Here is a 21,907-nt window from a genome sequence, read left to right on the forward strand (position 1 = left end):
GGGAGTCAACAGGAACCGCTGCATGTTCAAGCAACTCTGGGCCACCAAACACCCGCAGGCCAGCCATGAGGCGGCCGACGGTCTCGGCCTGCAACGCGCGCTCGGTCCCTGGGGGCTGACCGCCCTGGGCATCGGCGCGGTGATCGGCGGCGGCATCTTCGTCATCACCGGCCAGGCCGCGGCCGATCACGCGGGCCCGGCGATCATGCTGTCGTTCGTGCTGGCCGCGGTGTGCTGCGCGTTCTGCGCGATGGCCTACGCCGAATTCGCGGCGATGGTGCCGGTGTCCGGCAGCGCCTACACCTATACCTACGCCACCTTCGGCGAACTGGCGGCCTGGTTCATCGGCTGGATGCTGGTGCTGGAATACGGCGTCTCGGCCTCGGCGGTGGCGGTCAGCTGGACCGGCTATTTCCTGAGCCTGCTGGAACACTTCGACATCCATCTGCCCGCCGCCCTGGTCAGCGCCCCGTTGGACGCCAAGCTGCAACCCACCGGCGCGATCGCCAACCTGCCGGCCGCCGGCATCGTGCTGTTGCTGACCTGGCTGTGCTACGTGGGCATCCGCAAGTCCTCGGCAATGAACATGGCGATGGTGATCCTCAAGACGGGACTGATCATCCTGGTGATCGCGGCCGGCTGGAAATACATGGATACCGCCAACTGGCACCCCTTCATCCCGGCCAACGAAGGTCCGGGCAAGTACGGCATGGAAGGCGTGCTGCGCGGTGCGGCGATGGTGTTCTTCGCCTATATCGGTTTCGAGGCGGTCTCGGTGGCGGCACAGGAATCGCACCGCCCGCAGCGCGACCTGCCGATCGGCATGATGCTGTCGCTGGTGGTCTGCACCGTGCTGTACATCGCCATGGCCGCGGTGATGACCGGCCTGGTGCCCTACACCCTGCTGGGCACCGACGAGCCGGTGGTGACCGCCGTGGCCGCGCACCCGCAGCTGGCATGGCTGCGCGTGGTGGTGGAAGTGGGCGCGCTGATCGGGCTGTCATCGGTGGTGCTGGTGATGATCATCGGCCAGCCGCGCATCTTCATGATCATTGCCCGCGATGGCTTGCTGCCCGCGATCTTCACCCGCATCCATCCCAAGTACCGCACGCCGCATATCAATACCGTCATCACCGGCGTCGGCATCGCGTTGCTGGCGGCGTTGTTCCCGCTGGACGTGCTGGGCGAGTTGACTTCGATGGGCACGCTGATCGCCTTCGCCGCCGTCTGCGCCGGCGTGCTGATCCTGCGCCACACCCATCCGGAACTGCCGCGCCCGTTCCGCATTCCGTTCGCCTGGCCGATCTGCATCGCCGGGGTGTTGAGCTGCCTGGCGCTGCTGTCGGCGATGACCCTGCACAATTGGATGCTGATGGGGCTGTGGACGCTGGTCGGGTTGGCGATCTATTTCGGCTATGGCTACCGCCACAGCCGCCTGCGCGACGGTCGCTGAGCAAACGCGCGAGCCATCAGTGGCTGACACGAACACTGCGCGTCGATGTACGAAGTGCAGATAGTCCGGGTGCTGGTTGCAAAGCGGTCGGGCGCGCGGATCTGCCGCCTGGCTTGAGGGTGACGATCTGTCGCTTGAATGCAGACCCCTTGCCCGCTCACTGTCGCCGGACACGCCGCGGGTCCGTCCCTTCAGGTTTTTATGCGGCATCCATGCCGAACAAGGTCCCGCGACGGTGGGCAGGCAAGGACCGGTCGAGATGGTCGATGCGCATCGTTGGGCGCGTTGCGTGATGCATGTTGTCAGATGCTGGCACGCCGGTTCGACGCCCGACACATGTGCGACAGGCGGCTTTCCATGCCGCCACCGAGCCCCCATGGACGGGTTAACGGCGTGTCCCGCAAGTGGTGAGGGCGCCGCGCGCTCGACGGACCCGGCATTTGAGCCGGGCTTCCGATTGCATCCAGCCAGAGACGGCTGACCAAACCACTGCGCTCACTACCAGACGCGGCTCGCCACATTCTGTCAGCCACTCGTGATCCGAGCGTGGCAGGAACCCACCCTGCTGCGCTGCACCTGACCGTGATCCGGTGGGGCAGTAGAATAGGTCCATGAATGCGACCACTGCCCCCCTGCCCTATAGCGCCGCCCGTCTGCACGAGCTGGCGCAGTTGCTGATCGGCAATATCCGCGAGCTGGCCCAGGCCGGCTGGACGCCGGCCACCAGCAGCAATTTTTCCCATCGCCTGGACGAACAGCACGCTGCGATCACCGTCTCCGGACGCGACAAGGGCCGGCTGGTCGAAGAAGACATCATGGTGGTGGATTTCGATGGCCAGGCCGTCGGTCGCCCGCTGCGCCCGTCTGCGGAAACCCTGCTGCACACCCAGCTGTATCGCCGGTTTCCGGAGATCGGCTGCGTGCTGCATACCCACTCGCCGGTGCAGACGATCGCGTCCCGCCTGTATGCAGGCAGCGGCGTGATCCGCCTGGAAGGCTACGAATTGCTCAAGGCCTTCGACGGCAATACCACCCACGACACCGCGGTGGACGTGCCGGTGTTCGCCAACACCCAGGACATGCAGGTACTCGCAACGCAGGTCGACGCCCTGCTGGACAAACGCAGCATGTGGGGGTATCTCATCGAAGGACACGGCCTGTATGCCTGGGGCCGCAACATGGCCGAGGCACGCCGCCATCTGGAGGCATTCGAATTCCTGCTGCACTGCGAACTCGAACTGCTGAAATTGCGCGGCCCGCGCTGAGTTCTGCCCGTCCCCCTTCGTGAGCCAGACCGCCATGAGCCGACTGCGTATCTTCGCCGACACCAATCCCGCCACCCCGCACTTCGACAGCCGCGATGGCGATGCGATCGCCACCGAACTCAAGAAGATCGGCGTGACCTTCGAGCGCTGGCATGCCAGCAAGCCGGTCGAACCCGGCGCCACGCCCGAGCAGGTGATGGATGCCTATCGCGCCGACATCGACCGCATCAGCGCCGAGCGCGGCTTCAAGACCGTGGACGTGGTCAGCATCGCGCCGGACAACCCCAAGCGCGAGGAGATGCGCGCCAAGTTCCTGGACGAGCACTTCCACAAGGAAGACGAAGTACGGTTCTTCGTCGCCGGCTCGGGCCTGTTCACCCTGCACGTACAGGACAATGTGTACGAGATCGAGTGCGTCAAGGACGACCTGATTGCCGTGCCCGACAGCACCCTGCACTGGTTCGACATGGGGCCGGAGCCGCACTTCGTGGCGATCCGCTTCTTCACCGAGCCCGACGGCTGGGTCGGCCACTTCACCGGTACCGAAATCGCCAAACAATTCCCCCGCTACGCCCCCGAGAAACCTCACAAGGCCAGCTGACGATGACACGACCGCAAGCGATCCTCACCGATATCGAAGGTACGACCAGCAGCATCTCGTTCGTCAAGGACGTGCTGTTTCCGTATGCACGTCGTGCCATGCCCGCCTATGTGCGCGAGCACGGCAATCACCCGCAGGTGCGTCACTGGCTCAACCAGGTGGCCGACGAGATCGGCGAAGACGTGCCGGACGAGGTGTTGATCGCCACGCTGCAGACCTGGATCGACGAGGACCGCAAGCACACCGCGCTCAAGGCCTTGCAGGGGCTGATCTGGGGCGATGGTTACAAGACCGCCGATTTCACCGCGCACATCTATGCCGATGCGGCGATCCAGCTGCAGGCCTGGCATGCGCAGGGCATTCCGCTGTACGTGTATTCGTCCGGCTCGGTGCCGGCGCAGAAGCTGTTCTTCGCCCATAGCGATGCCGGCGACCTGAGCGGGCTGGTCACCGACTGGTTCGATACCGAAGTCGGCCCCAAGCGCGAGAGCGCCAGCTACCGCCGCATCGCCGAACGTATCGGCGTCCCTGCCACCGAGATCCTGTTCCTGTCGGACGTGATCGAGGAACTGGATGCGGCCAAGCGCACCGGCATGCGCACCGCGCTGCTGGATCGCCGCGAAGACTACCCCACACCGCGCTCGGCCGAGGACGTCGGCAGCCATCAGCGGGTGGAGAGTTTTTCGCAGCTGGTGTTCTAAGCCAGCGCAGTGAGTGAAGGCATCCGGTTGCCGCACAGCGGCCGGGTGTTCTTCCAGGCGCAGCATGTCGGTACCGCTGGTACGCGTCTTCGAGAGGCCTCGGCGTTGTTCTCATCGCTTTTCCCCTGGTTGCCCGCAGCGGCCGCGATCCGGCGGGCGCCGGCATTGCTGGCCATGGTCGTTCTGCTGGGTGGTTGCCATCCCGATGCCGGTGCAGCCTTGCCGACACCGGCCGCGCAACAAACCGCAGAACCCGACCCGGTCGATCAGGCCGCGCTGGCCAAGGCACTGTCCGCGCTACAACCGCAGCGCCCCGGCGTGACCGACCTGTACGTGGTCGGCTTTGCCGGCGATGCCAGCGACGATGTATTCCGCAACGAAACGCTCTACCTCAAGCAGTTGTTCGAGCAGCGCTTCGACGCCCGCGGGCGGGTGGTCGCCCTGGTCAACAACCCCGACAACCTGGGCGAACAGCCGTACGCACCGCTGGCGACCTACGACAATCTCTACGACACGCTCGCGGCGGTCGGCAAGCGCATGGATCGCAAGGAAGACGCGCTGCTGCTGTTCGTCACCACCCACGGCACCGAAGACCACACCCTGTATGTGCAGGTGGACGGGAACGAAGAAGACTTCATCAGCCCGCAGGATCTGCGCACCGCCTTGGACGATGCCGGGATCGACCACCGCATCATCGTGCTGTCGGCCTGCTATTCCGGCGGCTTCATCCCTGCGTTGCGCTCGCCGGACACGCTGATCCTGACCGCGGCGCGCGCCGACCGCCCCTCGTTCGGCTGCGGCAACACCTCCAACGCCACCTATTTCGGCCAGGCCTGGCTGATCGATGCGATGAACCAGAGCGACGATTCGCTGGCGGCCTTCACCATGGCCAAGGCCGCGATCACCGCGCGCGAAAAGCAGGACGGTGAACTACCCTCGTTGCCGCAGCAGTCGCTCGGCAAGCGCATCGCGCCAGTGCTGGCCCGCTGGCGGGCGGGGCTTACGCCGGGACCTGCGGTTGCCTACCCCTATCCGCCGGTAGCGCCTGCGGTCGATGCGGGGGCGGATCTGGACGACAGCGGCGACCCTGCGCCCGCTCCCGAGCGCGCAAACGACCGGTCACCTGCGCCGAAGACGGCAGCGCCCGGCACCCGCTCGCCTGCTACGCCTACGCCGTAACAGGCTGAGACTAATTCTCATTTCGTCAGCGCTTGCGCGGCCTCGCTACACTCGCCCAGCCAGCCAGCGTCACGCCAGCCAGCACCGATCCTGCCAGCGCGCCATCGCCTGCCAGCCCGGATCCTCAAAACGCCTCCTTCGTGGAGGCGTTTGTGTTTCGGGCATCACCCGATGCTGTCCGCTCCGTTCAGAGCAGGCACAAGGACTGCTCAGCCGCCAGGCAGCGCGGCCGGTGCACCGAATCGGCATGGACCACCCGGACAGCGCGGCCTCCATACCCGTGGCGACGACTGCTCGCTACCTTGCGTTCGCCACGCTCAAGGTTCGGCGCGTTGCAGGCGATACATCGTGCGCGCGCTGTACTCGCCAGTTGGCAGCCGCGCACGCACTTCCACGGTGTGCTCCCCCAGCTCCAGCGTGGTTGGCAGTGCGCCGCGCCACAGGTGGGTGGAAGGCGTGGCCTCGGGCGAGCGGTCGTAGCCGCGCAGTGCCTCGGCGGCATCGTCGCGCGCATTCTCGGCCAACACGCGCGGATCGGCGCGCTCCTGCCGCTTCATCGGCTGCCAGGGGCCATCGTCGATCCGCATGTCCACCGGAGTATCGTCCTGGCCCATGAACACATTGGCGTAGATGCCCCATGCCGCATATGCGCCCTGCCGCAATACCTTGGGCGCATGCAACAGCAGCTGCGCATCGTCGGGAGCACGCGCCGCGTGATAGGCCAGCGTGTAGTCGCCACCGGGAGCGACCTTCAGCACCGCGTAGCCATTGGGCGTGCCGTCGCTCATGGTCGCATCGGGAATGCCATCGGCATCCTTCACGCCCGACCAGAACGCACCGCAGGCAGCGCCCACGTTGTACTCGCGCAACGCATGCACGCCCGTCCACCCTTCGTCGGCGCCATGCAGCACCTGCCGCTGCGTGTGGCTGTGCCCGCTCAGCACCAGCACGTGCGGAAACTCCTTGAGCAGCGCGAACAGGCGCCGGCGATCGGCATGCCGGAAGGTCTCCTGCCCCGGCGCCGCATCGAACAGCGGAATGTGCATGCCCAGCACGACCAACCGCTCGCGCGGCAGCTGCGCCAGATAGGCTTGCAGGAATGCGAATTGATCCTCGCGCAGGCCGCCGACATACGCCGGCTTGGCACCTGGCGTGTAGATCACATCGTCCAGGAACACGAAACTGGCGTTGGCCTCTTCCACCGCATAGGTGTCCGGGCCGTAGACCGCGCGCCAGCTGTCCAGCGAATGCAGATCGTCGCCGGCATCGAAGTTGAGGTCGTGGTTGCCCGGCACATGGAACCAGGGCACGCCAAGCTGCGCGGTAACGCGGTTCAAGGCCGGATACAGGCTCAGATCGTCGCTGACGATATCGCCCAAGGTGGTTCCCAGCCGTGCCGACTGCTTGCCGACGATGGGCACGACGATATCGCGACGGTAATAGTCCACATCGGCCAAGGTCGCAGTCTGGCTGTCGGCGAAGACCAGCATCTCAAAGCCGCCGTCCTGCACAGCGGCGCGCGGGCTCAGCGCGAAATTCCAGTTGCGCGTGCTACTGCCAGTAGCGGCGATGCCGTTGTACTTGCGCCTGGGCGAGCCCTTGGGCGCGTAGTGGCGCCAGAACCCGGGCAGGCCGTCGGACTTGGCAACGAAGCTGCGGTCGCCCGGCTTGATCACGAACACCGTCTGCCCCTCGCGCACCGGCAGCCGGTAGTGCCCCTGCGCGTCGGTGCGCACCAGTTGCTGCCCGTTGGAGACGGTCACATCGGCAAGACCGGGCTCATCACGGCCACGCCCCGGTGTGCCGTCGCGCTCTTCGAAGACCACGCCTTCGACAACGACATCGCGCGCATGCGCGGTGCCTGCGAGCAGTCCAAGGAACAGGAGGGCAAGACGAAGCGGCATGGAGAGTCCAAGCGGTGACCAGCCGCGATTGTAGCCGGGCTGGGTTGGGTTACCGCAGGACTGGTCACGCCGTCGCCACCCGTGGCGCGCATGCGTATCAGAAGCAGGTGCGCAGGAGCAGGCGCGAGCGCGCCACAACTGCGCCGAAGCCCGCTTGCGAACGAACCCGCCCGAGCGGCGAAGCAGTTCGGGACCGCTTTGCGTAGGAGCGCGCCCGAGCGCGACGAGGCCTTATCGACAAAGCCCGTTGCGCCTGGGCGCGCTCCTGCAGGGTGCGATGCCCGCCAATCGTTGTTCGAGTCACCACGGCCAGGTAGCGCAACGAGGCCTCATCGACAAAGCCCGCTGCGCCTGGGCGCGCATCCTATGCATGCGATACCTGCATGACGATTATCGATGGCGCGATTCCAGCAGCGCCACCGCATCGCCCAGGCCAAGCCCGCGGGCGCGCAGCAGAACGATCAGGTGGTACAGCAGGTCGGCCGACTCCCCCAGCAATTCGGCATCGCCCTGCACCACGCCGGCCAGCGCGGTTTCCACGCCTTCCTCGCCCACTTTCTGCGCGATGCGGCGAATGCCTTGCTCGAACAGTGTGGTGGTGTAACTGCCTTGCGGGCGCTCTCGCTCGCGCGTGGCGATCAACGCATCCAGGCTGCCAAGAAATTGCGCGGGAGCACCCGGAAAACAGCTGGCCCGGCCCAGATGGCAGGTAGGTCCGTGCGGGCGCGCCAGCACCAGCAGCGTGTCGGCATCGCAGTCGGCCTCGATGGACACCACGCGCAGCACGTTGCCCGAGCTCTCGCCCTTGGTCCACAGGCGCTGCTTGCTGCGGCTGAAGAAGGTGACCTCGCCGCGCTGCTGCGTAACAGCCAGGGCGTCGGAGTTCATATAACCCAGCATCAACACGCGCAGGTTGTCGGCGTCCTGCACGACCACCGGCAGCAGGCCATCGCCCTTGCTCCAATCCAGCCCGTCCAGCGCGCCGGCGGTCGCCGCCTTATCACTGCCCATCACGTACCTCGATCTGTTGCGCGCGCAGGAACTGCTTGAGTTGCGGAATCGGAATCGCGCCGCTATGGAACACGCTGGCGGCCAGGGCGCCATCCACGTCGGCCTGGTCGAAGACATCGGCAAAGTGCTGCATCTCGCCGGCGCCGCCGGAGGCGATCAACGGCACCCGGCACAGCGCACGCACCTGACGCAGCTGCGCGATGTCGTAACCGCGTCGTACACCATCATTGTCCATGCAGTTGAGCACGATCTCGCCGGCACCCAGGCGCTGCGCTTCGGCCACCCAGTCCAGCGTGCGCATCGGCAGCGCCTGGGTCTTGCTGGGGTCGCCGGTGTAGCGGCGCACGCGCCACTGCCCATCCGCCTCGCGGATCGAATCGATGCCGACGACCACGCACTGCACGCCGAAGGCATCGGCCAGTTCGGAGATCAGTTGCGGGCGGCCCAGCGCCGGCGAATTGATGGAAATCTTGTCGGCACCGGCATGTAGCACCGCACGCGCGGTTTCCACATCGCCAATGCCGCCGGCCACGCAGAACGGGATATCGATCAGCCGCGCCACCCGCTCCACCCAGGTGTAGTCGACCGAGCGCCCTTCCGGGCTGGCGCCGATGTCGTAGAACACCAGCTCATCGGCACCCTGCGCACGGTAGCGCAGCGCCAGTTCGACGATGTCGCCCATGTCGATGTGGTCGCGAAACTTGACGCCCTTGACCACGCGCCCATCGCGCACGTCCAGGCACGGAATGATGCGCCGGCTCAACATGCCAATGCCTCGTCCAGATCCAGGTGACCTTCCAGCAAGGCCTTGCCCAGCACGATGCCGGCGCAGCCGGACGCCTTGGCCGCTGCCACGTCGGCAAGATTGCGCGCCCCGCCGGAGACCTGTACCTGCAGCTGCGGCGCCAGCGCCCGCAGATGCGCATACAACGCCATGTTCGGCCCGGACAGCATGCCGTCGCGCGCGATGTCGGTGCACAGCAGGTGCTGCAGGCCGGCCTGCGCGTAACGCACCGCCAGTTGATCCAGGGTGGCCTCGGCCGCCTCGGTCCAGCCATGCACCGGCAACTGCCACACACCGGCGGCATCCTGGCGGGTATCCAGCGCAATGGTCAGCCGCTCGGCACCGAATTCCTGCAACCAGCCGATCACGGTCTCGGCCTGGCGCACCGCCAGCGAGCCGATCACCACGCGCGCAGCACCGGCATCGAGGATGCGGGCCACATCCTCGCGCGAACGCACGCCGCCGCCGGTCTGCACCTGCAGGCCGGTCTGCCGCGTGATCTCGCCCAGCAGCGACGCCAGGGTATAGCCGCCGGCCTTGGCCGCATCCAGATCGACCAGATGCATCCATTGCGCGCCGGCGTCGGCGAAGGCCTGCGCACGCGGCAGCACATCCTCGCCGTAGCGGGTTTCGCGCGCGTAATCGCCTTGCAGCAGGCGCACCACGCGGCCATCACGGATATCCAGCGCGGGGTAGACAGTGAAACTCATGGGAAACTCATCTCGAGAAAGTTGCGCAGGATGCGTGCGCCGGTGTCTGCCGAACGCTCGGGGTGGAACTGCGCGCCGCAACGCAGGCCCTGCTGCACCACGGCAGTGAACAGGCCGCCGTGGTCGCACGCGGCCACGGTATCGGCGGTCACCGGCGCCGCATAGCCATGCACGAAATACGCACTGGCGCGTTCCGGCAGGCCGGCCAGCAACGCCGATTCGCGCAGCGGCAGCAGCTGATTCCAGCCCATGTGCGGCACGCGGATGCCCAAGGCCGGCGTCATGTGGCGCACGATGCCGGGCAGCAGCCCAAGACAATCCACCTCGCCCTCTTCGGAGTGTTCAAACAACAACTGCATCCCCAGGCAGATGCCGATCAGCGGCACGTGCAGCTGCTGCAATGGCTCGACCAGTCCTTGCGCATGCAGGCGCGACATCGCTTCCGGCGCCGCACCGACGCCCGGCAGTATCACCCGCTGCGCACCCTGCAACCCCGCGGCATCGCGCACCAGCCGTGCTTCCACGCCCAGCCGCTCCAGCGCATAACGCACCGAGCCCAGGTTGGCGCCACCGGCATCGATCAGCGCGACGGCGCTCATAGCGCGCCCTTGGTGGACGGCAAGGCGGTGCCTTCGCGGCGGATCGCCTGGCGCAGCGCACGCGCCAGCGCCTTGAAGCAGGCTTCCACCTTGTGGTGGTCGTTGTCGCCACGCACGGTCAGGTGCAGGTTCAATCCGGACGCATCGCAGATCGAACGGAAGAAATGCGGCACCAGTTCGGTCGGCATGTCGCCCACCCGCTCGCGCTTGAACTGGCCATCGAACACGAAATACGGCCGGCCGCTGAAATCCAGCGCGGCGCTGGCGATGGTCTCGTCCATCGGCAAGGTAAAGCCATGCTGCGCTCCTTCGCCTGCGGCCAGCCACGGGCTCTCCGGCGGATCGAAACCATAGCGACCGATGCCGCGCTTGCTGCCCAGCGCCTCGCGCAGCGCCTGACCCAGCGCCAGCCCGGTGTCTTCGATGGTGTGGTGTTCGTCGATGTGCAGATCACCGTCGGCACGGATGTCCAGCGCAAAGCCGCCGTGCTTGCCGATCTGCTCCAGCATGTGATCGAAGAACGGCAGGCCGGTGGCGGTCTGCGGCTCGGCCACGCGGTCCAGGTCCAGCTCGACGCGAATCCGCGTCTCCTTGGTATTGCGCTGGACCACTGCGCGCCGCGGTGCGTCGGCCAGTTCGTGCGCGATGGACGGCCAGTCCCACTCGCCACCGAATTCGGCGGTGCGTAGCTGGAAGCCGCGGATATTGAGGTTCTGCGCGAACTGGATGTCGGTGACGCGGTCGCCCACCATCGCCGAGCGCGCCCAGTCGATGCTGCGGTCCTGCAGGTACGGCAGCATCAGGCCGACGCCCGGCTTGCGCGTGGGCGCATTGTCGGCCGGCCAGCTGCAGTCGATCAGCACTTCGCGGAACTCGATGCCCTGGCTGGCGAAGATCTGCAGCATCAGGTTGTTGGGGCCATCGAATGACGCACGCGGATAGCTTTCGCTGCCCAGCCCATCCTGATTGGTGACGATGACGAACTGGTAACCGGCATCGCGCAGCTTGAGCATCGCCGGAATGACGTTGTCGACGAAGCGCAGCTTTTCATACGCGTCGATCTGGTAATCGGCCGGCTCGGCGATCAGCGTGCCATCGCGGTCGACGAAGAGAATCGGGGTCATGCTGCAGCCTCCTGCTTGCGTTGCAGCGCGCTCAGCACTCGCTCGTTCTGTTCGACCGTGCCCAGGGTGATGCGCAACGCATCGGACAGGCGCGGCACCGCGCGTTGGTCGCGCACCACCACACCGGCCTCCAGCAGGGCCTGGAACGCGGCTTCTGCGTCGTCGAAGCGCACCAGCAGGAAATTGCCCTGCGATGCATAGACCCGGCGCACGCCAGGCAGTTGCGCCAGGGCCAGACGGACGCGCTCGCGCTCGCTGCGCACCTCGGCAATGCGCCGGCGGGTGACCTCCAGTGCCGGCGCGGACAGCGCCTGCACCGCCATCGCCGCGCACGGCGTGGGCACCGGGTACGGTGCCTGGCAGCGGCGCAGCAAGGCGATCAATTCGGCATTGGCGATCAGGCTGCCGATGCGCGCGGCCGCCAGCGCATGGGCCTTGGACAAGGTGCGCAGCACGGCCAGGTTGTCGTAGCGCTCCAGCAGGCCGACCGCCGAGGGCACATCGGAAAACTCGCCGTAGGCCTCATCGACCACCACCAGCGCCTTGCCTTGCAGCGCCTGCAAGGCGACTTCCACATCCTGCAGGGCGATCGCCGAACCGGCCGGGTTGGACGGCGAGCACAGGAACACCAGCTTGGCCTTCGCCGCCAGCGCCGCTTCCACGATGGCCGGAATATCGGCATGGAACCCATCGCTGCCATCGACCAGTGGCACCTCGACCAGGGGTGCATTCTGCAGCCGCGCGCACACCGCATACATGCCGAACACCGGCGGGGTGACCACCACCGCATCGCGCTCGGGCACGCACAGGGCACGCACCAGCAGATCGATCGCCTCGTCGCTGCCGCGGCCGATCAACAGCTGTTCCGGCGCGCAGCCATACAGCGCCGCCAGGGCATTGCGCAGTCCGCCGGGTTGCGGGTCGGGATAGCGGCGCGTGCTGCCCTGCGGGTCGGCGGGATTGCCCCAGGCCGATTCGTTGGCATTGAGCCAGACATCGCCCTGCACGGCGGTGGTGCGTGCGGACGAGTAGCCGGCAAACGTGCGCAGATCCTCGCGCACCAACTCCAGGATCGAAGACGCGCTCATGCGGCCACTCCCATGCGTACTGCCACGGCATTGGCATGCGCATCCAGGCCTTCGGCACGGGCCAGGATCAACGCACACTCACCGATGCCGTCGATACCGGCCTTGCTGGCGGCCTGCACGCTGAGCATGTTCTGGAAGCTGGCCACGCTCACCCCGCTGTACGCCCGCGCCGCGCCGCTGGTCGGCAGCACGTGGTTGGTGCCGCTGCAATAGTCGCCCAGCGCCTCAGGCGTGTAATCGCCCAGAAACACCGAGCCGGCCGCCTCGACCTGCCCCAACCACGCACGCGGCTCGCGCAGCGCAAGAATCAGATGTTCCGGTGCGTAACGGTTACTGATGGCAAACGCCTCGTCCAGCGACTGCACCTGGATCAGCCGCGACTGCGCCAGCGCCTGGCGCGCGATATCGGCGCGCGAAAGCTGCGCCAACTGCGTGTCCAGTTCCACCTGCACCGCTGCGATCAGCGTATCGCTATCGGAGAGCAGCAGCACCTGCGAGTCCGGGCCGTGTTCGGCCTGCGACAGCAGGTCGGCGGCCACGAAGGCCGGTTGCGCACCGGCGTCGGCAATCACCAGCACCTCCGACGGACCGGCCGGCATGTCGATCGCCGCCGCACCCGACTGCGCCACCTGCTGCTTGGCCTCGGTGACATAGCTATTGCCCGGCCCGAACAACTTGTCGCAGCTCGGCACCGACTCGGTGCCATAGGCCATCGCCGCGATTGCCTGCGCACCACCCAGCTTGAACACCCGGCGCACGCCGGTGAGCTGCGCGGCCACCAACACCGCCGGATCCACGCTGCCATCCTTGCGCGGCGGCGTGCACAGCACGACCTCGCGGCAGCCGGCCAGGCGCGCGGGCACGCCGAGCATCAACGCAGTCGACGGCAACGGAGCGCTCCCGGCCGGTACATACAGGCCCACCCGGCCGATCGGCCGTACGATCTTTTCGCAGACCACGCCCGGCGCGGTTTCCACCGCATAACCTTCACTCATGCCGGCGCGGTGGAAGCTGTCGATGCGCGCCACCGCGTCCTGCATGGCCTGACGCAGTTCCGGTGCAACTGCCGCTTCGGCGGCAGCAAACTCGGCTTCGCCGACGATAAAGCTTTCCAGCGACACGCCGTCGAAGCGCGCTGTGATCTCGCGCAATGCGGCATCGCCACGGGCGCGCACATCGGCAATCAGTGCAGCCACCGCATCGCGCGTCTGCGTCGCCACGGTCTGCACCGGGCGAGTCAGCGCAGCGGTGCGCGCAGCGCTATCGAGTTGTGACCAATCGAGAATCTTCATGCCAGCGAGCGCTCCACCGTCAACACCATCAAGCCTTGCGCACCTGCGCGTTCGAGTTCTTCCAGCCGTTGCCAGGTCACCGCGCCATGGCACATGGTCTGCAGGCGCAGCGCGCCGTTGCCGTCGTCGGGCAGTTGCACCAGCGGTTCGGCATCGGGCAGCAGGCGCCGCAGCGCATCCACATGGGTCTGCTCGGCGCGGAACATCAGCAGCTTGCTGTCGCGCAGCTTGAGCACGCCGTCCATGCGCCGCAGCAGCATCGCCAGTAGTGCGGCGCGCGCGTCGGCCGGTTCGCGTACCGCGCCGGCCAGCACGGCTTCGCTCTCCATCACCAGCTCCACCGGCTTGAGCTGGTTAGCGGCCAGCGTAGCGCCGCTGGAGACCAGGTCGCAGATCAGATCGGCGGTGCCCAGGCGCGGGGCGATTTCCACGGAACCGGATAGTTCCACCACCGTCGCGTCGATGCCCTGCCGTTCCAGCCAGTCGGCCAGGATCGCCGGGTAGCTGGTGGCGATGCGCTTGCCCGCCAGCTGCGCCACGCCCTGCCAGTCCCATTCTTCCGGCACGGCCAGCATCAGCCGGCACTGGCCGAAACCGACCCCGCGCACGGCATGATATGCGGCCGGCAAGCCAGCGCGACGACGCGCCGACGCCTGCTCGTCCAGCTCGTTCTGGCCCACGATTCCCAAGTCGCAAACGCCATCGGCGATCAGGCCGGGAATGTCGTCGTCGCGCACCAGCAGCAGGTCCACCGGCAGCGATTCGCCGTAGCAGAACAGTTTGTCGCGGCTCTGCCGCCAGCTCAGTCCGCAGGCGGCCAGCAGGCTGCGCGCCGGCTCGGCCAGGCGGCCATTTTTCTGGATGGCAATACGCAACCGGTCACGTGCCGGCGCTGCCGTGGAAGCACTCATGGTGTTCTCTCAGTGGGATTCGACGGGGCGCGACGACTGCTCGCGCAGGGCCTCGGCGTAGCCGCCGGCGCCATGGTCCAGGGTGCGCGCAACGCGCCCGATGGTGGTGACGCTGACCTGGGTCAGCTCGTGGATCTCGCGATACGGCACGCCCTTGATCAGCAACGGCACCACCCGCCAGCGGTCGGCCATGGCCTCCAGTTCGGCGGGCGTGCACAGGTCGCGCAGGAATGCTTCGACCGCGCCGGGCGAGCGCAGGCAGGCCAGGGCTTCGGACAGCATCTGCAGCGAAGCGGCAACATCGGTGGATTCGCGGGGCGCGGGGCGTTGTTTCATTGCGTTAATGTAATAGCGTGCTAGTACATTAACGCAAAGCGCCGCGATTGTCACCATTCCGCGTGGTGTTGGAGCCGCTCGCTGGGGTAGCCCTCATCCGGCGCTGCGCGCCACCTTCTCCCGCCAGCGGGAGAAGGGCGCGAAGCACGGCGCCCCCAAGGGCTCTCGGACCCGACACGCTACCGCCCTTCCCCCGCCTGCGGGGGAAGGTGCCCGAAGGGCGGATGGGGGCCAGACCTTGTACGGAACGGCCCACCGTTTCAAAACGGATTGCTCGCCCGCTATTGGCACATTCAGCACGAGGAGATTTCTTGTGCAGCGCTGTGCCTCACCTCCCCGCTGAGCTGCGGGCGGCTCCAAAGCCCCTCATCCGGCGCTGCGCGCCACCTTCTCCCGCCAGTGGGAGAAGGAAGCAAAGCACGGCGCCCCCAAGGGCTATCAGACCCGACACGCTACCGCCCTTCCCCGCCTGCGGGGGAAGGTGCCCGAAGGGCGGATGGGGGGCGCGGGCGGTGCAGACCGGCCCATCACTTCAATGCCGGGGACACGCACCGCCAATCGCAGAACCAACACAATCGAGCATTGGTCCAGGCACGCTCGCTGCGGTGTTGTACTAACGACAACCAGACGCGGAGCAGAGGACGCTCACACTCACAGCCAGCTGCGATGCGTCACCGCTCTTGAGCAGCCAAGCACCCAACCGGTCCCGCACGGCGCACCACAGCAGCTACCCGCTAATCGAAAAACCAGCAACGGCCACGCTGCCTTACGGCATCACCTTGGCTTGCTCCAGTTCCACCTGCAGCGTGCTCGCCAGCTCGTCGCGGGCCACCTCGAACTGCTGTTCGCGCACCAGGTCCTTTACCGCCACCACGCCACGCGCCAACTCGTCGTCGCCGGCCAGCACCACGAAGCGGATGCCGGCACGCGCGGCGTACTGGAACTGCTTGCCGATCTTCTTCGGCTCCATCTGCACTTCGGTGTTGATGCCACCGATACGCAGGCGGCGCGCGATATCCAGCGCATCGTCCAGGCGCGTCTCGTCCATCAGCGCCACCATCGCCTGCACGCTGCTTTCGGCAATGCCCTGGATCAGGCCAGCCTCGCGCAGCTGCCAGAACAGCCGCGTCAGGCCGATCGAAATGCCCACGCCCGGCAACTTCGACTTGGTGTAGTGGCTGGCCAGGCTTTCGTAACGGCCGCCCGAGCAGATCGAGCCGATCTGCGGGTGATCGGTGAGCGTGGTCTCGTAGACGGTGCCGGTGTAGTAGTCCAGCCCGCGCGCGATCGAGAAATTCAGGCAATACGCCGTTTCCGGCACGCCCAACGCCTTGACCAGCTCCAGCACTTTGCGCAAGTCGTCCGCGCCAGCATGCAAATCGTCATTGCCACCGCTGCGCGACTGCACCTCGTTGACCACCCAATCGATCTTCTCCAACGCATCGGCGTGAGAAACCGAACGGATTTTGGCGAAATCAAGAATGCGCTGCACGGCGTCCTCGGCCAGGCCGAAGTCCGGCCCCACCAAGGTGGCGCGCACGTCCTCGGCGCTGCGCTTGTCGAGCTTGTCGACCTCGCGCAGCACCAGGGCCTGTTGCTCGGCATCGACCACACCCTGCGCATGGAAGAACCCACGCAGCAGCTTGCGGTTGTTCAGCTGTACCTTGAAATCGCCGATACCCAGCTCGGCGAACACCGCGTGGATCACCGCCAGCACTTCGGCGTCGTAGCGGATGCTCAGCGCATCCTTGCCGATCACGTCGATGTCGCACTGGTAGAACTCGCGGAAACGCCCGCGCTGCGCACGCTCGCCGCGATACACGCGCTGCATCTGGTAGCGGCGGAACGGGAAGCTCAACTCATGCTCGTGCTCGGCCACGTAACGCGCCAGCGGCACGGTCAGGTCGAAGCGCAGCGCCAGCTCTGGCAGGCCAGCGCCCTCGTCGGCCGCCGCAGCGGCATTGGCCAGCGCACCGGTGGACTGCACGAAATACACCTGGCGCTCGGTCTCGCCGCCGGATTTGGTCAGCAGCACATCGGACAGCTCGAACACCGGGGTTTCGACCGGCAGGAACCCGAACCGCTCGTAGTTGCGGCGGATGACGTCCAGCATGCGCTGGAACGCGATCTGCTCGCGTGGCAGCAATTCCATGATGCCGGGCGGCGTACGGGGCTTGATCACGAGCGAAACTCCTGCAGGACGACGGGGGCGAGCCGGCAATTCTACCGGCTGGGCGGCCGTGCTGACCGCATGGCGTATCATGCACGCGCGTTCCTGGCAGTGCGTAACCCATGTACCGGCAGCTTTCGAACCCCAGCGTGACCTGCCCTGCGCCCAGCGCGCCAGCCGGCACCGACGCGCGCAATTCCGATTGCGCACTGTGCGCGGTCCGCGGGCGGGCGATCTGCGCCGCGCTGTCGCCGCTGGAAATGGACGCGCTCGACCAGGCCACCAGCGCCTCGGTGCATGCGCCCGGCAGCACCCTGGTGCGGGCCGGCGAGCCGCGCCACCACGTCTATACCGTCACCTCCGGCGCCTTGCGCCTGGTGCGTACGCTGGCCGACGGCCGCCGCCAGATCACCGGTTTCGTGCTGCCTGGCGACTACGTGGGACTGACCGAGACCCCGCAGCACCGGCACGATATCGAAGCCATCGTCCAAACCCGCGTGTGCCGTACGCCGATGGCGCAGATGCGCCAGTTGCGCGAGCGCTACCTGCACCTGGAACGCAAGCTGCTGCAGCGCGCCAGCATGGAGCTGGCCGCCGCCCAGGACACCGGCCTGCTGCTGGCACGATTGCAGCCCGGCGAGCGGCTGGCGCATTTCCTGCTGCGGCTGGCCGCGCGCTCCACCCAGCCAGGCAGCAGTGGCGACACCGTGGCGCTGCCGATGAGCCGCAGCGACATCGCCGACCATCTCGGCCTGACCGTGGAAACGGTGAGCCGTACATTCACCAAGCTCAGGCAGCAGCAGCTGATCGCGCTGCCGCAGCTGCATCTGGTACAGATCCTCGACTACGCCGCGTTGCGCAGCCTTGCCGGCGAGACCGCTTGACCGCCGATTCGGTCACCCCTCGCGGTCCGGCACCCGAAGCCGCTGGCGCAGCAAAGGCGACGGGCGACAACCGTGCGCGACGATCCGGCCGTTGCACCGGGCCGGGCATCCGAGCGCGCGGCCTGGACCGTGGCCGCAGCCAGTCGACCCATTTGCTGGTCGCGATGAGAGGCTGCCGATGCGTCACGCACACGATCACAGAGGCCACGACACCGGCGTCCACGGACGGCGCCAACCGCCTCAGCGCCCCCCGGCCGACGCCACCGCCGCGCCGCAGCCGCCATGCAATAGCTGCGACTGCCGCAGCCATGTGCGATCCGGGTAGTAGGCGAACACGAACGCACCGTCGCGCAAGGTGTCGATCAGTTGTCTGGCCACGGCCGGGCGCACCGCCGGGCAGCCCAGGCTGCGCCCCAGCCGGCCCTGGCTGCGGATGATGGCCTCACTCACATAGGGCGCGCCATGGATGACGATGGCGCGGTCGCGCGCATGGTCGTTGAAGCCCGGCTCCAGGCCCTCGAGCCGCAGCGAATAGCCGTTCTGGCCGGTGTAGGACTCCTGCGCGGTGAAGGCGCCCAGGCTGGACTGGAAACTGCCATCGGTGTTGGAAAACGTCGCGGCCAGGTTTTCGCCGGTATTGCGCCCATGCGCCACCCATTCCTTGAACAGCAACCGCTGCCGCGCCAGATCGAACACCCATAGCCGCCGCTCGGTGGACGGCCGGCTGTAGTCGATCACGCTGAGCACGCGCTCGTCGTGCACCTGCCGCCGCTGCCGCGCGCATTGCAAGGCCTCGGTCGCCAGCGCCAGCACCTTGCGATCCAGCGCCGGGGCCTGGCGCGCCAGCGCGTCGATCAATCCCGCACGCGGCGCGCCCAGCAGCGACACCGGGGACGCGGTCATGACATCGGCCGCCAGGGCCGCTCCGGCCGTTGCCCACCCGCACAGGGCGGCGGCAACGGCGATCACTCGATAAGACATGCAGCAACCCGCATCGAACGCGGCGCCACGCCGGGGCCGCACCAGTCTAGAAATAGCCGCATGCGCGTCACTTTCCAACCCCGGGCGGCTGAACGCGTTCGGTCAGGCGGCGTCGGCAAGCAGTCGCTGCCGCAGCGCGGCGTACTCCGGCGCCAGGGCCTCGGCGTGCGAAGGGCGCTGCAGCAGCGCCGCCAATGCGGGCGGAACGGCCACCGGCGCGCCGATCAGCGGCTCCACTACCCCTTCGAACTTGGCCGGGTGCGCGGTGGCGGCCACCGCCCAGTCGCCGGTCACGCCTTCCGGCCCTTCTGCGCGCAGCTGTTCCAGCACATGCACCGCGGTGGCAGTGTGCGGGCAATGCACCTCGCCATAGCGCGCATGGCGCTGCCCGATGGTGTGGCTGATCGCCGCATCGTCCACCGACAAGGCACGGAAGGCCTCGCGCAGCGCCGCGTCGTCGCCCTGGTACAACCAACGCAGACGTTCGAAGTTGCTCGGCGCGCCGACGTCCATCGCATTGGCGAGCGTCGCCACGCTGGGCTGCGGTGTGTAGTCGTCGCCGGCAAAGTAGTCCGGCAGCACGTGGTTGGCGTTGGAGGCCAGCGCGATGCTGCCCAGTGGCACGCCCAGCGCACGCGCCAGGATCGCCGCCAGCCCATTGCCCAGATTGCCGGTGGGCACCACCAGGTTCAGCGCGCTGCCGGATGCGGCGTGATGCTGCAGGGCCGCGTGCGCGTAGTAGCTCATTTGCGGCAGCAAGCGGCCCAGGCTGATGCTGTTGGCCGAACTCAGCGGCACCTGCGCCTGCAACGACGCATCGTTCAGGGCCTGCTTGACCATTGCCTGGCAGTCGTCGAACGAACCGGCCACGCGCAGGGCCTGGATGTTGTCGCCGAAGCAGCCCAACTGATGCGCCTGCCGTGGCGAGACGCGCCCATCCGGATACAGCACCACCACGCGCAGGCCGGGCTGGCGATGGAAGGCCGCCGCCACCGCCGCGCCGGTGTCGCCGGAGGTGGCGACCAGGATGGTGAGCGGGCGGTCCTCAGTGCGCCGCAGGCGGGTCAGGCAGGCCGCGAGAAAACGCGCCCCGAAATCCTTGAACGCGGCGGTGGGGCCATGAAACAGCTCCAGCGCGTAGTCGCCGGGCGTGGCCAGCGGCACCAGCGGTGCCGGAAAATCGAAGGCTTCCGCGCAGATGGCCGGCAACTCGGCGGCCAACGCATCGCCGGCAAAAAACGGCTGCAATAACAAGGTGGCGGTGGCGGCCAGGTCGGCGCCAGCGGCCAGGGTGCGCGCCGGTGGCAGCGTCTGCGGCACGTACAACCCGCCATCGGGCGCCAGTCCGGCGGCGATGGCCTGGCTCAGGCTTGCGGCGGGCGCGCCGCCACGGGTGGAAATGAACATCAGCAACGCTCCAGACAAGAAGAGGACCGGGCATGGCCCAGCAAGGCAATCGGTATTTGGGTGCGAGGCGCGATGGCCGTAGACACACGTGTCGCTGCGGTCACTCGCGCCGAACGGGGCAGCGCTATGCTGCGCGCACCGTTCCGTGGAGCCGGCAGATGATCAAGGTCAGCGTGATGTATCCCTACCGCGAAGGCGCCCGTTTCGACCACACCTATTACCGCGACCGGCACATGCCGCTGGTGAGCGCCCGCATGGGTGCGGCCTGCCTGCGCTATACCGTGGACAGGGGTCTCAGCGGCAGCGAGGCCGGTAGCAGCCCGCCTTTCATCGGGATGTGCCACATCTTTTGCGACTCGGTGGAGGCATTCAATGCGGGTTTCGAACCGCATGCGCAGGAGATTCTCGCCGACGTGGCCAATTACACCGATCTGACGCCGGTCATGCAGATCAGCGAGGTGGTGGTGGAGTAAAGCGTGCGCGGTGTGCCGTCGGTTTGCGGCACGCGGCGCACGCGCTGGATGTGGATGCCGCGTCATCCGATCAACCGCGCTGCCGGGCTTGCGATGGGCGACACCCAACACTGGCTGTCGAATCCTGCGGCGGCAAACCCGGCCTGCACCGCCGGCGCCGCTGCCTGCGCCGCATCGCGCGTTTCAAACCATGCGAACACGCTGGGGCCGGCACCGGAAATGCTTGCGCCCAGGGCGCCATGATCGAGCGCGGCCTGCTTGGCATCGGCAAAGCCACCGATCAGCGGCGCACGCCGTGGTTCGACCAGCACATCACGCAGGCCCGCACGCACCAACTCGGCATCGCCGGCGTGGCAACCGGCCAGCACCAGCGCAAGGTTGGTGCTCTGTGCAACGAACTCGCGTAGTTGATACGTGCCTGCCAATGCCTCGCGCGCGCGCCGGGTTTCCAGCACCGCCTCCGGGTGCACCAGCAGGCTGTGCCACGCGGCCGGCACCGCGATCGGCACCAGCCGCTCCAGCGTGCATAGCACCAGGCCGCCTAGAAACAGCGGGCCCAGGTTGTCGCCATGCCGGCTACCGCTGGCCACCGCTTCGCCATCGAGCGCGTACTGGTAGAGCTGCGCGCTGCTGAGCGGGGTTTCCAGCAGCGCGTTGGCGGCCACCAGCGCAGCCACGCACGAGGCAGCCGACCCGCCCATGCCCGAGCTCAGCGCAATGCCCTTGTCGATCTCCACCTCGAAGCCGTAAGGCAACTGCCCTGCCGCGCGCAACGACATCAATGCCGCACCCGCGGTATTGCGCTCGGCATCCAGCGGCAGCGCAACGGTGGTGCCGCGGATGGCGGCGATGCGTACCAGCGGTTCGTCGATGCGACGTACGGTGACGGTGTCGCCGACGCCTTCGACCGGATAGCCGAGCAGATCGAAGCCCACGGCCACGTTGGCCACCGAGGCCGGCGCGAAGGCGCGCGTTTGCTGCAGCACTCCCGAGGGACCCAAGCGCCCCGCCTCGCCGGTTTGGAACAACGGTGG

21 protein-coding genes are annotated in these 21,907 nt (G+C 67.3%); 7 read left to right on the top strand and 14 right to left on the bottom strand.

Annotated features, from left to right (window positions below):
* The first annotated feature begins 22 nt into the window (after positions 1 to 22).
* The 5 genes from XcodCFBP4690_RS10705 to XcodCFBP4690_RS10730 all read left to right on the top strand — a co-directional run bounded on the left by XcodCFBP4690_RS10705 (position 23) and on the right by XcodCFBP4690_RS10730 (position 5,199).
* Complete coding sequence (locus XcodCFBP4690_RS10705; protein WP_104540923.1) at positions 23 to 1,453, top strand: amino acid permease; 1,431 nt, start codon at positions 23 to 25, stop codon at positions 1,451 to 1,453.
* A 611-nt stretch (positions 1,454 to 2,064) separates the two neighbouring features.
* A complete protein-coding gene (locus XcodCFBP4690_RS10715) occupies positions 2,065 to 2,718 on the top strand; it encodes a methylthioribulose 1-phosphate dehydratase (RefSeq protein WP_104540924.1) in 654 nt (217 codons plus the stop codon).
* A 34-nt stretch (positions 2,719 to 2,752) separates the two neighbouring features.
* Complete coding sequence (locus tag XcodCFBP4690_RS10720; protein ID WP_104540952.1) at positions 2,753 to 3,319, top strand: 1,2-dihydroxy-3-keto-5-methylthiopentene dioxygenase; 567 nt, start codon at positions 2,753 to 2,755, stop codon at positions 3,317 to 3,319.
* A gap of 2 nt (positions 3,320 to 3,321) precedes the next feature.
* Entirely contained in the window at positions 3,322 to 4,020 is a 699-nt protein-coding gene (gene mtnC, locus XcodCFBP4690_RS10725; protein ID WP_104540925.1) for an acireductone synthase, read from the top strand.
* A 174-nt stretch (positions 4,021 to 4,194) separates the two neighbouring features.
* The gene (locus XcodCFBP4690_RS10730; RefSeq protein ID WP_104540926.1) at positions 4,195 to 5,199 is read left to right on the top strand and encodes a C13 family peptidase; all 1,005 of its coding nucleotides are present in this window, start codon (positions 4,195 to 4,197) and stop codon (positions 5,197 to 5,199) included.
* Positions 5,200 to 5,516: 317 nt separating this feature from the next.
* On the opposite strand, the gene XcodCFBP4690_RS10735 is transcribed toward XcodCFBP4690_RS10730, so the two are convergent.
* From XcodCFBP4690_RS10735 to hisS, 11 genes are all read right to left on the bottom strand, one after another.
* Positions 5,517 to 7,103, bottom strand: a complete 1,587-nt coding sequence (locus XcodCFBP4690_RS10735) for a calcineurin-like phosphoesterase C-terminal domain-containing protein (protein WP_104540927.1) — start codon at positions 7,101 to 7,103, stop codon at positions 5,517 to 5,519.
* Between the two features lie 390 nt (positions 7,104 to 7,493).
* On the bottom strand, positions 7,494 to 8,114 hold the full coding sequence (hisIE, locus tag XcodCFBP4690_RS10740; protein WP_104540928.1) for a bifunctional phosphoribosyl-AMP cyclohydrolase/phosphoribosyl-ATP diphosphatase HisIE: 621 nt from the start codon (positions 8,112 to 8,114) through the stop codon (positions 7,494 to 7,496).
* Positions 8,104 to 8,880 (bottom strand): imidazole glycerol phosphate synthase subunit HisF, encoded by a 777-nt coding sequence (gene hisF, locus XcodCFBP4690_RS10745; RefSeq protein WP_104540929.1) that lies wholly within the window; start codon positions 8,878 to 8,880, stop codon positions 8,104 to 8,106. The genes hisIE and hisF overlap by 11 nt, the downstream gene beginning before the upstream one ends.
* Entirely contained in the window at positions 8,874 to 9,608 is a 735-nt protein-coding gene (gene hisA, locus XcodCFBP4690_RS10750) for a 1-(5-phosphoribosyl)-5-[(5-phosphoribosylamino)methylideneamino]imidazole-4-carboxamide isomerase (protein ID WP_104540930.1), read from the bottom strand. The genes hisF and hisA overlap by 7 nt, the downstream gene beginning before the upstream one ends.
* On the bottom strand, positions 9,605 to 10,207 hold the full coding sequence (gene hisH / locus XcodCFBP4690_RS10755) for an imidazole glycerol phosphate synthase subunit HisH (RefSeq protein ID WP_104540931.1): 603 nt from the start codon (positions 10,205 to 10,207) through the stop codon (positions 9,605 to 9,607). The genes hisA and hisH overlap by 4 nt, the downstream gene beginning before the upstream one ends.
* Entirely contained in the window at positions 10,204 to 11,331 is a 1,128-nt protein-coding gene (gene hisB / locus XcodCFBP4690_RS10760) for a bifunctional histidinol-phosphatase/imidazoleglycerol-phosphate dehydratase HisB (protein ID WP_104540932.1), read from the bottom strand. Before hisB ends, hisH begins: the two co-directional genes overlap by 4 nt.
* A complete protein-coding gene (hisC, locus tag XcodCFBP4690_RS10765; protein ID WP_104540933.1) occupies positions 11,328 to 12,419 on the bottom strand; it encodes a histidinol-phosphate transaminase in 1,092 nt (363 codons plus the stop codon). Before hisC ends, hisB begins: the two co-directional genes overlap by 4 nt.
* Positions 12,416 to 13,711, bottom strand: coding sequence for a histidinol dehydrogenase (gene hisD, locus XcodCFBP4690_RS10770; RefSeq protein ID WP_104540934.1), 1,296 nt, complete (start codon positions 13,709 to 13,711; stop codon positions 12,416 to 12,418). Before hisD ends, hisC begins: the two co-directional genes overlap by 4 nt.
* Positions 13,708 to 14,622 carry an ATP phosphoribosyltransferase gene (hisG, locus tag XcodCFBP4690_RS10775; RefSeq protein WP_104540935.1) on the bottom strand — a complete coding sequence of 305 codons (915 nt, stop codon included), beginning with the start codon at positions 14,620 to 14,622 and terminating at the stop codon, positions 13,708 to 13,710. The genes hisD and hisG overlap by 4 nt, the downstream gene beginning before the upstream one ends.
* A 9-nt stretch (positions 14,623 to 14,631) precedes the next feature.
* Positions 14,632 to 14,958, bottom strand: a complete 327-nt coding sequence (locus XcodCFBP4690_RS10780) for a YerC/YecD family TrpR-related protein (protein ID WP_104540936.1) — start codon at positions 14,956 to 14,958, stop codon at positions 14,632 to 14,634.
* Between the two features lie 766 nt (positions 14,959 to 15,724).
* The gene (gene hisS / locus XcodCFBP4690_RS10785; RefSeq protein ID WP_104540937.1) at positions 15,725 to 17,140 is read right to left on the bottom strand and encodes a histidine--tRNA ligase; all 1,416 of its coding nucleotides are present in this window, start codon (positions 17,138 to 17,140) and stop codon (positions 15,725 to 15,727) included.
* Between the two features lie 248 nt (positions 17,141 to 17,388).
* Here hisS and XcodCFBP4690_RS10790 point away from each other — a divergent pair, with 248 nt between their 5' ends.
* Positions 17,389 to 18,012, top strand: a complete 624-nt coding sequence (locus XcodCFBP4690_RS10790) for a helix-turn-helix domain-containing protein (RefSeq protein WP_208622722.1) — start codon at positions 17,389 to 17,391, stop codon at positions 18,010 to 18,012.
* Between the two features lie 240 nt (positions 18,013 to 18,252).
* Here the strand turns inward: XcodCFBP4690_RS10790 and XcodCFBP4690_RS10795 are convergent, their stop codons facing one another.
* Positions 18,253 to 18,993, bottom strand: coding sequence for a murein L,D-transpeptidase catalytic domain family protein (locus tag XcodCFBP4690_RS10795; protein ID WP_104540939.1), 741 nt, complete (start codon positions 18,991 to 18,993; stop codon positions 18,253 to 18,255).
* Positions 18,994 to 19,095: 102 nt separating this feature from the next.
* On the bottom strand, positions 19,096 to 20,400 hold the full coding sequence (gene thrC, locus XcodCFBP4690_RS10800) for a threonine synthase (protein WP_104540953.1): 1,305 nt from the start codon (positions 20,398 to 20,400) through the stop codon (positions 19,096 to 19,098).
* A 158-nt stretch (positions 20,401 to 20,558) separates the two neighbouring features.
* On the opposite strand from thrC, the gene XcodCFBP4690_RS10805 reads away from it, so the two are divergent.
* A complete protein-coding gene (locus XcodCFBP4690_RS10805) occupies positions 20,559 to 20,873 on the top strand; it encodes an EthD family reductase (protein ID WP_104540940.1) in 315 nt (104 codons plus the stop codon).
* A 62-nt stretch (positions 20,874 to 20,935) separates the two neighbouring features.
* Here the strand turns inward: XcodCFBP4690_RS10805 and XcodCFBP4690_RS10810 are convergent, their stop codons facing one another.
* Positions 20,936 to 21,901: a homoserine kinase gene (locus XcodCFBP4690_RS10810; protein WP_104540941.1), complete on the bottom strand. Its 966-nt coding sequence runs from the start codon at positions 21,899 to 21,901 to the stop codon at positions 20,936 to 20,938.
* Positions 21,902 to 21,907 lie beyond the last annotated feature (6 nt).

The sequence above is a fragment of the Xanthomonas codiaei genome (genome assembly GCF_002939785.1).
Lineage (GTDB): Bacteria > Pseudomonadota > Gammaproteobacteria > Xanthomonadales > Xanthomonadaceae > Xanthomonas > Xanthomonas codiaei.